Genomic DNA, 12,669 nt, shown 5'->3' on the forward strand with positions numbered 1-12,669 from the left:
TTACTGCTGGAACCATTTTTTGTAGATGGTTTCGTAAGTCCCATCCTGTTTGATTTTGTCCAGGGCGGCGTTGAATTTGCCCTGCAGTTCGGTATTTTGCAGGCGTACGGCAATGCCCAGCCCGGTGCCGAAGTAACCTTTGTCCGTCACTTTGTCACCCAGGGTAGCCAACTCCGCGTTCTGCTTCAGCCAATCGTTCACCACGGCGCTATCACCGAATACGGCATCAACACGGCCATTTTTCAGATCCAGAATGGCGTTCTGATAGCTGTCGTAAGGCACGGTGGTGATTTCCGGATGCTTGTCGGTCAGGTATTTCTGGTGAGTGGTGCCGTTTTGCACGCCAACGCGTTTGCCTTTCAGCGCAGCTGCGTCGGCCACTTTGCCTTTCTGGACGATGAACAACGCGGAGTTGGCATAGTAAGGTTGGGTGAACAGCACCTGCTTTTCACGCTCAGGGGTGATATCCATCCCAGATATTACCGCATCGAAACGCTTGAACTTCAGGCTTGGGATCAGGCTGTCAAAGGCCTGGTTGGTGAAGCTACAGTCGGCCTGGATCTCTTTACACAAGGCATTAGCCAGATCGACGTCAAAGCCCTGGATTTTATTGTCCGCACCGATAGATTCGAACGGAGGATAGGAAGCCTCCATAGCAAAACGGATGGTTTCGGCCGCAGAGGCAGAAACACTGATGCCAGCCATAACGGCGGCAATGATGAATTTTTTCATCGCAAACTCCCCTAAAAACAGCAAATCAATTTATTAGTGTGATAAGTAGTTGGCAAATTCAGCAGTTTGCGGCTGCGCAAAGTGGCTGGCATCGCCCTGTTCTACGATATGACCGTTTTCCATATACACCACACGGCTGGCGGTTTTACGCGCGACTTCAACTTCGTGGGTGACAATCACCTGAGTGATACCGGTACCGGCCAGTTCGCGAATAATGCTGACAATCTGGGCGGTGATTTCCGGATCCAGCGCGGCGGTTGGCTCATCGAACAGCAACACCTGGGGTTCCATCATCAGCGCACGTGCAATGGCTACGCGCTGTTGCTGACCACCGGAAAGATGCAGCGGGAAACGATCGGCAAAGTCGGTCAGGCGCAGGCGCTTGAGCAGCTTATCGGCACGCTCCATCGCTTGTGCCTTGGTCAAGCCAAGCACGCGGCAAGGAGCTTCGATCAGATTCTGCACCACGGTCAGGTGGGGCCAGAGATTATATTGCTGGAATACCATGCCGACATTCTGGCGCAGCTCACGGATGGCTTTTTCACCCGGCGCGTGCTTAAAGTCGAATTGATTGCCCGCGATCTGCAATTGGCCTGAACGTGGCATTTCGAGCAGGTTCAGTACCCGCAACAACGAGCTTTTCCCCGCGCCGCTTGGACCAAGCAGCACTAAGGTTTCCCCTGCTGGGCAATCCAGCGTGATGTTAAACAGCGCCTGATGCGCGCCGTAAAAGCAATTGATATCTTTTAGTTGAATACTCATGCGCCGGAATTGAATAGACATTGATGTCGCGAATGTTAACTTCCACAGAATACTTATGCAATCTTTGTGAGTTAAAATTTATAGCCATGCGTCATAATGATGAAACAATAGCACAAGATACCGAGACACACGCACGAATGGCAGATTTGTCGCGCACGGTGTGATATTGGTAGCGAATTTTTTTAAATTGTCGCGAATTTGTGCGCAATCAAGGCGTGCTGCCGGTAATCGGCGTAGAGCGTGCACCGGCTGAGGTGATATCCTTAATCAGGAAATCCGTGGGTGAAAAACACAGGAAGAAACAGGTGAACATCAGGTTAGGGATCGTTGCCATAGCGCTAATGCTGCTGGTGGGCTGCCAAAGTTCAGGGCACGACACGGTGGTGGATCGCGGCAGTTATCAATTGGAAACGCAGCATCAGGCGCAGGGAGCCGATCAGCGCATCCGTTTTCTGGTGATGCATTACACCGCCGAAGATTTCCATTCCTCGCTGAAAACCCTGACCGATGAACACGTCAGCGCCCATTATCTGTTGCCCGAGCATCCGCCATTGCGCGAGGGTAAACCCGTCGCCTTTCAACTGGTTCCTGAAGAGATGCGTGCCTGGCATGCCGGGGCCAGCAACTGGCGCGGGCGTAGCAACCTGAATGACACCTCGATCGGGATTGAGATCGTCAATCCAGGTTTCAGTCGTACCTTGCTGGGCAAGCAGTGGCAACCCTATACCGCCGAGCAAATCGATCTGCTGATTCGCCTCAGCAGCGATATTGTACAGCGTTATGCCATGCAACCGACGGATGTGGTGGGCCACAGCGATATTGCTCCGCAGCGTAAACAGGATCCGGGGCCGTTATTCCCTTGGCAGCAGCTGGCACAGGCGGGCATCGGTGCCTGGCCGGATAAGCCGGTGGTAGAACGTTATCTGGCGGGGCGCGATAAACAGCTGCCAGTGCCGATGGCTAGGCTGTTGGAGAAGCTGGCACGCTATGGTTACGGCATCGATCCACTGTGGGATGCAAAGCAGCAGCGGAATGTGGTGGCGGCATTTCAGATGCATTTCCGGCCCAGCGATTATCGCGGTGAGCCGGATGCAGAAAGTGAGGCGATTATTGATGCGCTATTGGCAAAGTATGGCGCAGTTCGCTGATCATAAACCGTGCAGTTTGCCGTGATCCTTCAGCCAGCGGGCCGTGCGGCTGATGCCTTCTTCCAGCGAAATCAGCGGCTGATAGCCTAATTCCTGCTGTGCTCTGGAGGTATCCAGCGTCAGATCAAAGTTGAGTTTGGCTACGCCATAATGGGTCAGTACCGGTTCTTTCTCGCTTTTGTTGCTCAGCTTTTCCATGCCGCGCGCCAGCATATCCAGCATCGGATAAGGCACTGAGCGGATGCGGCACTTCATGCCCAGTTCGTCGATCAGTTGCTGCACCACCACACGCAATGGGCATACCTGCTGATTGGTGATGTTGTAAGCCCGGCCAGACTGGGTATTTTCTTTCTGGGTCGCCAGCCACATGGCGTGGACCGCGTTTTCCAGATAAGTCATATCCACCAACGCATTACCGCCGCGCGGCAGCAGCAGGCTGCCATAGTGCTTAATCATTTGCAGCAGGCGCGGCAACATCACCTTGTCGTGCGGGCCAAACAGCCCTTGAGGGCGCAGAATGGTAAAGTGGGTTTGCGGGTTGGACAACGCCAGTTGCTGGATCACCTGTTCACCGGCGGCTTTGCTGCGGGCAAATTCATTAGCAAAGCGCAGCGGGCGGAAATCCTCACCCACGTTGCGATGATGCCGGTAATCGAAGTAAATCGCCGGTGAAGAGATATGGATAAACTGCGAAACACCGTATGCCGCCGCCCATTCACCCAAACGGCGGGTGGCACGCACGTTGGCCAGTTCAAAGGCCTTTTCCGTGCCCCACGGGGAAGTAAAGCTGGAGCAATGCCATAACACATCTACATCCGCCAGCATGGCCTTAGCCTGCGAGGAGATCAGATTAGTGAGATCGGCATGAATGAATTCGGCGCCCAATTTTTCCAGCAGGCTGCCCATTGCCTGGTTACGGCCGGTGGCACGCACTTTTATGCCCTGGCGGCGGAGATATTCAACGGCGTTACGGCCTAAACCACTGGTTGCACCGGTGACCAATACCTTCATAGCGAACTCGAGTTCTCACCAAAAATCAGGATGCTGAGCGGGGAGTTGCTACTCCCCGGCAAATAGGGCGCCATTCTTTCGTGAATCTGTGCGCTATGCAATCGGAAAGCACCCAACCGCAGCGGCAAACTGTGCGGTTGATCGGTAAATAGCCGTTACCGCCATGTTCAAGGGCGCTGGTGGTCGTATTCTTCGGCCAGTTTGGCGATGCGCTTAGCCATACCGCGGAAAATAAACAGGTGCGCAGGCATCATGACAAACCAGTACAACAGCCCGCTGAAACCGGCAGGGTGCCACCAGGCGCGTACATCAAGCTGGCGGTGGTCGCCAAAATCTTTGATGCTGAATGTCAGCCTGCCAAGGCCCGGTGCTTTCATGCCGAACATCAGTGCCAACTGGCGCAGCGGCTTCATGGTGATCACCTTCCAGCCGTCCACCAGATCGCCAACCTCTAGCGTATCCCGCGCTGGTCGGCCATAAACGATGCCATTACCCGCCATATCATCCATGCGTGCGCGAATTTGCCACAGAATGTTGGCATAGAAGTAGCCTTCCTTGCCGCCCAGTTGCTGAACCACGTGCCACAAGGCGGCACTAGAGGCTTGCGTATCCAGCGTGCAACCTGCGTGCTTCGGGTAAAACCCGTAGCCAGGCCGCCAGCGGGCGCGAGCTTCGGGATCGTAACCCCAGTCGGCGGAGTCGATCACTTCATCCTCGCGGCGCAGCGTTTCCTTTACCGCTTCATCAAAGGTTTGCAGCCGTTGTGGGATCAAGGCTTGCAGCGGCGCGCCGTCGGCGGGGAGATCGTGATTTAATCCCTGGATCAGCGCGCTGGCAATCGAGGTGGGAACCGAGGTAATCATGCTGATAAACCACACCGAAATAAAACGCGTTGGCAACGGTATCGGGATCAGCCAGCGCTTTTTGCCACTGATGACGATAAAGCGTTCGAACAGGGTTTGATAGCTGATGTATTCCGGCCCGGCGACGTCAAAAATACGGTTTTCCTGCGCCGGGTGTTGCAGCAACTCGGTCATATAGACCAGCAGGTTTTCTAGGGAAACCGGCGAGGATTTTGAACGTACCCAGCGCGGAGGGGTGAGGATCGGCAGGTTATAGACCATGTCGCGCATCACTTCGAATGCCGCAGAACCCGGGCCAACGACGATGCTGGCACGCAATTCGGTCACCGGGATACCGCTCTGGCGCAGGATCTCACCGGTCAACTTACGGGCTATCAGGTGCGGCGAGCTTTCGCCCTCCGGTTGCAACGCGCCGAGAAAAATCACCTGTTTGACTTTAGAGCCACGCAGGGCGATGCGCAGGTTTTCTGCCGCCTGGCGTTCTTTTTCAATAAAACCATCGCCATCACCCATGCCGTGGATCAGGTAGTAGACAGCATCAATCTGCCACAGGGCTGCGGTCAGCGTCTCCGGGCGATAGATATCCACGTAGCGGCAATTCACGCGTGGCCAGTTTTGTTCCTCCAGCCATTCTATACGACGCGCTGCGGCGGTGATCTCATGGCCCTGTTCCACCAGGCGGGGGATTAGATGCTGGCCGATATAGCCGCTGGCTCCGAGAACCAGAATACGTTGGGGTATCATCAATGCTGCCTTGTGTCATTAACGTTGGTATAAGCGGAGTGACAGGATGCCAAATTTGCTGATTAAATGCATTTTTTGTGTGGTTATACAGCGTTGCATTTGAGCTGGCGTCAGTCCACTATACGCAGCGTATCTTGCTATGAGTTCGTGAACTTCCATGAAAATCAATCATTTCTGTTATCTTTCCCTGGTGCTGGTATCCGTTGGCTGCCTGTACTTTTCAAACCCTATGTGGGTCTGGTTGCTGCTGGTTAACCTGTTGACGCTGCTGGTTTATGGTGGCGATAAACTTGCTGCCTGCAAAGGGTGGCAGCGCGTACCGGAAATCACGCTACTACTGCTCGGGCTGATTGGAGGCTGGTTAGGCGCGATTTTAGGCCAACAGCTGTTCCGGCATAAAACGCAAAAACAACCCTTCAAGACTTATTTTATGCTCAGCGTGGTGCTGAATCTGCTGGTTATCCTGGGAGCCGGTTACTGGTTCTATGGCCGGATGGTGGTTTGAGATCTTGCATCGACAATCCCCTGAAAAAGCGTCAGGGGATTGCGGTTAAACGGCTTCAGGCATGCTGATGCAGAAATGCCTGCCACAAATCGACGACTTTCTGCAGCTCCTGACGGCTGACGTTGAGATGAGTCAGGATGCGCGTCAGCGGCCCTGAACTGATCAACACGCCGTTTTCACGCATCCATGGGCCGAGTTTAGCCGCCATCTCTGGGGATTGACGCAGATACAGGACGTTGGTCTGTGCGCCCGGCTCGGCGATATCTACGCCGATATTACGCAACTGCTGCTCCAGCCATTTAGCGTTGTCATGATCGTCCTGCAAACGTTCCACGTTATGCTCGAGCGCATACAGGCCCGCTGCCGCCAGAATACCGGCCTGACGCATACCGCCGCCGGTCATTTTGCGCCAGCGGTTGGCGCGCTGGATAAACTCTTCACTGCCGCACAGCAGCGATCCTACCGGCGCACCTAAGCCTTTCGACAGGCAAATGGTGAAGGTGTCGCAATATTGCACGAGGGTTTTCAACGGAACGTTGAGCGCCACGGCGGCGTTAAAAATACGTGCGCCATCAACATGCAGCGCCAGACGGTGTTCGCGGGTGAATTGCCAGGCCTGTTGCAGATAATCAAGCGGTAACACGCGGCCGCTGATGGTGTTTTCCAGGCTCAGCAGGCGGGTTTTGGCAAAATGGATATCGTCGGGTTTGATCGCCGCCGCTACTTTGTCCAATGGCAGAGTGCCGTCGGGGTTACCCTCGATCGGCTGCGGCTGAATGCTGCCCAGCACCGCGGCACCACCGGCTTCATACTTGTAGTTGTGCGCCTGCTGACCAACGATGTATTCCTCACCGCGTTGACAGTGGCTTAACAGGGCTACCAGGTTCGCCTGGGTACCGGTGGGCAGGAACAGCGCCGCTTCTTTACCGGACAGCCTGACGGCCTCTGCTTGCAGTGCGTTCACCGTTGGGTCGTCACCATACACGTCGTCACCGACCTCGGCATTGGCCATGACGCTGCGCATGGCTGCGCTAGGTTGTGTAACGGTATCACTGCGTAAATCTATGAGCATACGAATCCTTATCGCCAATCAGAGAAATGGCTTCCATCATAACCGGATTACAGCGCTGAAAAAGCAGAAAATGCAGCGCGCGCTGGATATCCGATCAGGCGAGAGTCACATCGCCCTGTAACTGGCAACTGCAGGCCAAGACATAGCCTTGTTCGATTTCTGCCGGGGTTAGCGTCATGGTACTGCTGGTGGTGTAGTGCCCCTCCACAATGCGGGTTTTGCAGGAACCACACACGCCAGCACGGCAGGCGGCAAGAACCGGCAGTTTATGGGCCTCTAGCGCCGCGAGCAGCGTACTGCCGACCGGCACGCGGAACTCGCGCAGCGGTTGGCCGATGCGCAGCGTCAGTGGTTCGCCTTGCTCGTTGAGCTGTTCCGCTGAGGTATGGAACTGCTCTTTGTGGAAGTGTGAAGCCGGGACGCCAAGCTGCTCACAGAGTTGCTCCACCTGCTGCATATAAAGCTCGGAGCCACAGGCCATCACGATACGCTCAGTGATGTCTGGCGCTACCTGTTGTAAAAATTGTGCGCTGATACGGCCGTTCAGCAAACCCGAGTGCGCGCTTTGTTTGGCGATCAGTGTCAGTTGCAGTTGTGGGTGAGCGGTACACAGATCTTGCCATTCATCGGCAAAAATCACATCTGCCAAAGTACGCACGTTGTAGATCACCTGGATATCGCACTGCGGGCGGTTAGCCACCAGCCAGCGGCACATCGACATCACCGGCGTGATGCCACAACCGGCCGCCAGCATCAGATAGCGGTCGCCAGGGTGCTGGGCACAGCTGAAATCCCCTTGTGCGTCTGACAGCCACAGTACATCGCCAGGTTTAACTTCCTGCGTCAGCCAGCGCGAACCGGTGCCTTCGGGCAGGCGACGCACGCTGAGGCTGATAAAACGGCTTAGGCCGGGTGAAGAGGAAAGGGTATAGGCGCGCAGCGTATCTTCACTGTTGCGAATGCTGACCAGCGCAAACTGACCGGGTTGGTAGAGGTAAATATCAGGGTTAATCAGGTTCAGCGTCCAGACGTCGGCGGTTTCCTGTTGGATGGAGTACACCTGCATCGGGTTAGGGCAAAGTGGGCTGGGTGGGGTCATCGGGCACCTCAAAATAAAAAACGGGGCCGCCATCGCAGCCCCGGAAAATGGTATTAGCCAAGAAGCGTTTGCATATCCTGTTCTACGGTAGTGATCGGGCGCAGGCCGAATTTGTCATTCAGCACTGCCAGCAGGTTATCGGTCAGGAACGCCGGTGCGCTTGGGCCGGTGACGATATTTTTCACCCCCAGAGACAGCAGCGTCAGCAGGATGACGATCGCTTTCTGTTCGAACCAGGACAGCACCAGGCTGAGTGGCAGATCGTTCACCGTGCAGCCGAGTTTCTCGGAGAGTTTTACCGCCAGCATTACGGCTGAGTAAGCATCGTTGCATTGGCCGACATCCAGCAGGCGTGGCAGGCCTTCCAGCGTGCCGAAGTCCAGTTTGTTGAAACGGTATTTGCCGCATCCCAGCGTCATGATCAGGCAATCTTGCGGCACGCTGCGGGCAAAGTCAGTGAAGTAGCTGCGATCGTCACGGCTGCCGTCACAGCCGCCAACCAAGAAGACGTGGCGCAGTTTTTTCTGTGTGACCAGGTCGATTACCGTATCGGCTGCGTTCAGCAGCACCTGGCGGCCAAAGCCGATGGTGATCAGGTGTTCAAGCTCATTGTACGGGAAGCCGTTGAGCTGCTGTGCCTGGTTGATAACCGCGCTGAAATCGTCCCCTTCCAGATGTTTGACGCCCGGCCAGCCGACCATGCTGCGCGTCCAGATGCGATCGCCATAATTGCCGACGTTCGGATCGATAATACAGTTGGAGGTCATCACAATCGGGCCAGGGAATTTGGCGAATTCTGTCTGCTGGTTCTGCCAGCCGCCGCCATAGTTACCCACCAGATGGGTGAACTTTCTCAGTTCCGGGTAAGCATGGGCTGGCAGCATTTCGCCGTGGGTATAAACGTTGATGCCGCTACCTTCGGTCTGTTCGAGCAGCAGGCGCAGATCTTGCAGATCGTGGCCGGAAATCAGGATGGCCTTGCCCGCCACCGGGCGCACGTTGACCGAAGAGGGCTGAGGATCACCATACGCCAAGGTTTCGCCGCGATCGAGGATCGCCATAACGTTGAAGTTCATCTTGCCGATGCCCATGGCGTTATTCAGCAGGGTATCAACATCGCGCGGCGCAGTGCCGAGCCAGGCCATAAAGGCGTGGTAATCGGCGTAGATCTGGTTGTCGAACTGCCCCAGTACATGGGCGTGTTCCATATAGGCAGCGGCCCCTTTCAGGCCATACAGGCACAGCATGCGCAGGCCGTGAATATCGTCGCCTACGTCGGCTTTATCGGTGTTGAGTGCAAACTGCGCAGACTGCTGCAACAGCGTTGGCATGTCGTTGCCAGCCAGTTGCAAGGCCGCCAGCGGATGATCGACGCGTACGCTGGCGTCCAGCAGGCGGCAGCGCGCGGCCAGTGATTCGCGCAGGGCAATGGTTTCACGCGCGTAGCTGATAATGCGGTCGGAATCGAAATTCACGTTGGTCAGCGTTGAGAAGAAAGCGCGTGGAGAGAAGCTGTCGATATCGTGATCGATAATACCCAACGCCCGAGCCTGTAACGCCCAGGCGGAGAGGCCTTGCAGCGCAGCGACCAGAAGATCTTGCAGGTCGGAGGTTTCTGCCGTTTTGCCACACATCCCTTGAGCGTAAGAGCAGCCGTTACCTGCCAGTGTCCGGATAGTTTGTTCACATTGCACACAGAACATAATCGCTTCCTTTTTAAAGTTGCATTTGTAATGCCTGTTTTTGAGCATAGAACGGCAGGGCGAGCTTAAAAAGACTTTTTTAGTACAACTTTACCTAAGTTTGATGTAGGACAAGTTCTTATGCGGATGGGAATTATTACGCTTTGCGCTCCGTCATATTTCAAGCTGCGGGTACGTGGTTTTTCCCGCAGCTTGAGTTATTCAGGGTAAAGGCAAGGTGAAAAGATCAGGAGAACAGTGCCATCAGCACCGGCCCCAGCAGGCTCAGCAGGAAACCATGTACGATCGCCGGAGGCACCATTTCCAACCCGCCGCTGCGTTGCAGAACCGGCAGGGTGAAGTCCATCGAGGTGGCTCCGCACAAACCCAACGCCGAGGAGCGGCTGCGGCGCACCAGCGTCGGGATCAGCATAATGGCCACCAGTTCGCGCGCCAGATCGTTAAAGAAGGCCGCACTGCCCAATACCGGGCCGTAAGCGTCGGTAATCAGGATGCCGGAAAGTGAATACCAGCCGAAGCCGGAGGCCATCGCCAACCCGGTTTTCAGCGGCAGCCCTAGCAGCTGTGCCGCCAGTGCGCCGCCGGCCAGTGCGCTGACCGCAACCACCACCGCGACGATCATGCCACGGCGGTTGAGCACGATCTGGCGCAGCGTCATACCGCTATTACGCAGTTGAATACCCACCAATAACAGTAGGAAGAGCAGGGCATACTCGCTGCCTTTGCTGGCGAATTGCAGCCACGACCACTGCGTCAGGCCCAGCACAAATCCCCCCAACACCACGAAGCACAGCTTCAGGGATTCCAGCGCCATATGCAGGCGTGAAGGCAGTTTTTCCTGCTTGTGGGTGTTTTTCCACGGCCTGCGGCGTTCCAGCACAAACAACATCAGCAGGTTGGCGCAGAAGATGCACAGGAAAAACACCCCGGTGTACTGGAATATCAACACCAGATTGCTGCTGAGGTTCTCCAGAAATGCCAGGCTGATGCCCATAAAGAACAAAATGACGTACACCATCCAACTCAGCAGACGGTTAATAGTCTGAATCAGGGGTTTGCTGCGCAAGGGAATAAGATAACCGGCGACCAGCGGTAACAGAATAATCAGCAGTCCTGAATACATGATGAAACGAGTGTCCTTTAATCTGGGAGAGGCCGGGAACCCGGCAAGCTCAACACGCTAACTAAAATGAACGCTGGAGTAAAGCAACAGATATGATGATGTCTGCTTGACCTGAAAGGGTTTTTTTGACCATCCTCAAGGGGTATAGCCTTCATATAGGTAGAGTGATTTACCCTTGGTACTTGACGTTGCAAGGGGATTAGCGACGCTCACTCACTCTTGGGTAGAGTGCGCATGCGAGGTGGATGATGTTCTTAGAACGCGTTGAGATTGTAGGATTTCGTGGTATCAACCGGCTTTCATTGATGCTGGATGACAACACCGTATTGCTTGGTGAGAACGCCTGGGGTAAGTCCAGCCTGCTGGATGCGATGACCTTTCTTCTGGCACCGGAGCAAACGCTGTACCGCTTTGAAGCCCGGGACTTTCACTTTCCTCCCGGCGATGAAGCCGCCAAAGAGCGCCATCTGCAGATTATTTTCACGTTTTGCGAAAAAGATATCGGCCACGCACATCTGCCGCGCTATCGACATCTGTCACCGCTTTGGTCGAAGGGCGAGGATAATCTGGGGCGTATTCACTACTGCTGTGAAGGTGAATTGGAAGATGATGGAACGGTGTGTACCTGGCGCCGTTTTCTTGATGCCGACGGCAATGCGCTGAACCTGCATCATATCGATCAACTGGTGCATGCGCTGATCCGCATTCATCCGGTGCTGCGCCTGCGGGATGCGCGTTTTATCCGCCGCTTGCGCTCCCGTTCGCTTAACGATCACCTTCCCGCCGACAACGAAGCCTTGGCACAGCAGTTGAATCAACTGACGCGTGAACTGGTGCATAACCCGCAAAAGTTGACCAACTCCGAACTGCGCCAAGGGCTGGCGGCGATGCAGCAACTGCTGGAGCACTATTTTGCCGAACTGGGCTCGCAAGTGGCAGGGCCACGCCACCATCGCCAGACGGAAGAGCAGCAGGCGTGGCGTTCGCTGGACAGCCTTAACCGTATGATCGCCGAACCCAACAGCCGCAGCATGCGCCTGATCCTGTTGGGCATGTTTTCCACCCTGTTGCAGGCCAAGGGCAACGTCAAGCTCGATCCTCATGCCCGGCCCTTGTTGCTGGTGGAAGACCCGGAAACGCGCCTGCACCCCATTATGCTGTCGGTTGCCTGGAGTCTGTTTAACCTGATGCCGTTGCAGCGGATCACGACTACCAATTCCAGCGCACTGGTTTCGCTGGTGCCGGTGGAACATATTTGCCGTCTGGTGCGTGAATCCGCCCGCGTGGCAACCTATCGCCTTGGGCCGCGTGGCTTGAGCGCTGAGGATGGACGACGCATTGCGTTCCATATTCGCTTCAACCGCCCCTCTTCACTGTTTGCCCGTTGCTGGCTGTTGGTGGAGGGAGAAACCGAAGTCTGGCTGCTGAACGAACTGGCGCGCCAATGCGGTTACCATTTTGAGGCGGAAGGAGTTCGGGTGATCGAGTTTGCTCAATGTGGTTTGAAGCCGCTGCTGAAGTTTGCCCGCCGGATGGGAATTGAATGGCATGCTCTGGTTGACGGGGACGAAGCCGGGAAAAAATATGCCAATGCCGTTCGCAGCCTGCTGGATAACCATGAGGACAATGAACGCGATCGCTTGACGGTGTTGCCAGCGCCGGACATGGAGCACTTTATGTACAAAGAGGGCTTCAGCTCGGTTTATCACCGGGTTGCGTCGGTGCCGCTCAAGGTGCAGATGCCGGTGCGGAAAGTGATCCTCAAGGCGGTGCATCACTCTTCCAAACCCGATTTGGCGATTGAGGTTGCGGAGCAGGCGGGAACATGGGGCATCGATTCTGTGCCGCCGCTGCTGAAAAAAATGTTCTCGCGGGTGATTTGGCTGGCGCGCGGCCGGGCTGACTAG

The 12,669-nt window shown here is 55.5% G+C and carries 11 protein-coding genes; 3 read left to right on the plus strand and 8 right to left on the minus strand.

The annotated features are described in order from the left end of the window. Together artJ and artP are read right to left on the minus strand one after the other, a co-directional pair. On the minus strand, positions 1-732 hold the full coding sequence (artJ, locus tag ACX1CU_RS08510; RefSeq protein WP_459402140.1) for an arginine ABC transporter substrate-binding protein: 732 nt from the start codon (positions 730-732) through the stop codon (positions 1-3). A 33-nt stretch (positions 733-765) separates the two neighbouring features. After that, positions 766-1,494 carry an arginine ABC transporter ATP-binding protein ArtP gene (gene artP, locus ACX1CU_RS08515; RefSeq protein WP_459402141.1) on the minus strand — a complete coding sequence of 243 codons (729 nt, stop codon included), beginning with the start codon at positions 1,492-1,494 and terminating at the stop codon, positions 766-768. Positions 1,495-1,835: 341 nt separating this feature from the next. Between artP and ACX1CU_RS08520 the strand changes: the two genes are divergently transcribed. Next, positions 1,836-2,642, plus strand: coding sequence for an N-acetylmuramoyl-L-alanine amidase (locus tag ACX1CU_RS08520; RefSeq protein WP_459402754.1), 807 nt, complete (start codon positions 1,836-1,838; stop codon positions 2,640-2,642). Here the strand turns inward: ACX1CU_RS08520 and ACX1CU_RS08525 are convergent, their stop codons facing one another. Further along, complete coding sequence (locus ACX1CU_RS08525; protein WP_459402142.1) at positions 2,643-3,653, minus strand: NAD-dependent epimerase/dehydratase family protein; 1,011 nt, start codon at positions 3,651-3,653, stop codon at positions 2,643-2,645. It abuts the gene before it with no gap. Positions 3,654-3,820: 167 nt separating this feature from the next. Continuing rightward, positions 3,821-5,260, minus strand: coding sequence for a DUF2867 domain-containing protein (locus tag ACX1CU_RS08530; protein WP_459402143.1), 1,440 nt, complete (start codon positions 5,258-5,260; stop codon positions 3,821-3,823). 157 nt (positions 5,261-5,417) lie between these two features. Here ACX1CU_RS08530 and ACX1CU_RS08535 point away from each other — a divergent pair, with 157 nt between their 5' ends. Then, positions 5,418-5,765 (plus strand): DUF1294 domain-containing protein, encoded by a 348-nt coding sequence (locus ACX1CU_RS08535; RefSeq protein WP_459402144.1) that lies wholly within the window; start codon positions 5,418-5,420, stop codon positions 5,763-5,765. 55 nt (positions 5,766-5,820) lie between these two features. Here the strand turns inward: ACX1CU_RS08535 and ltaE are convergent, their stop codons facing one another. The 4 genes from ltaE to ACX1CU_RS08555 form a co-directional block, all read right to left on the minus strand. Beyond that, positions 5,821-6,837, minus strand: coding sequence for a low-specificity L-threonine aldolase (gene ltaE / locus ACX1CU_RS08540; protein WP_459402145.1), 1,017 nt, complete (start codon positions 6,835-6,837; stop codon positions 5,821-5,823). 94 nt (positions 6,838-6,931) lie between these two features. After that, positions 6,932-7,936 carry an NADH oxidoreductase gene (gene hcr, locus ACX1CU_RS08545; protein ID WP_459402146.1) on the minus strand — a complete coding sequence of 335 codons (1,005 nt, stop codon included), beginning with the start codon at positions 7,934-7,936 and terminating at the stop codon, positions 6,932-6,934. A 53-nt stretch (positions 7,937-7,989) separates the two neighbouring features. Beyond that, positions 7,990-9,639, minus strand: a complete 1,650-nt coding sequence (hcp, locus tag ACX1CU_RS08550) for a hydroxylamine reductase (RefSeq protein ID WP_459402147.1) — start codon at positions 9,637-9,639, stop codon at positions 7,990-7,992. A 226-nt stretch (positions 9,640-9,865) separates the two neighbouring features. After that, the gene (locus ACX1CU_RS08555) at positions 9,866-10,762 is read right to left on the minus strand and encodes a LysO family transporter (RefSeq protein ID WP_459402148.1); all 897 of its coding nucleotides are present in this window, start codon (positions 10,760-10,762) and stop codon (positions 9,866-9,868) included. 248 nt (positions 10,763-11,010) lie between these two features. Between ACX1CU_RS08555 and ACX1CU_RS08560 the strand changes: the two genes are divergently transcribed. Further along, positions 11,011-12,669: an ATP-dependent endonuclease gene (locus ACX1CU_RS08560; protein ID WP_459402755.1), complete on the plus strand. Its 1,659-nt coding sequence runs from the start codon at positions 11,011-11,013 to the stop codon at positions 12,667-12,669.

It is taken from the genome of Serratia sp. D1N4 (assembly GCF_054552755.1).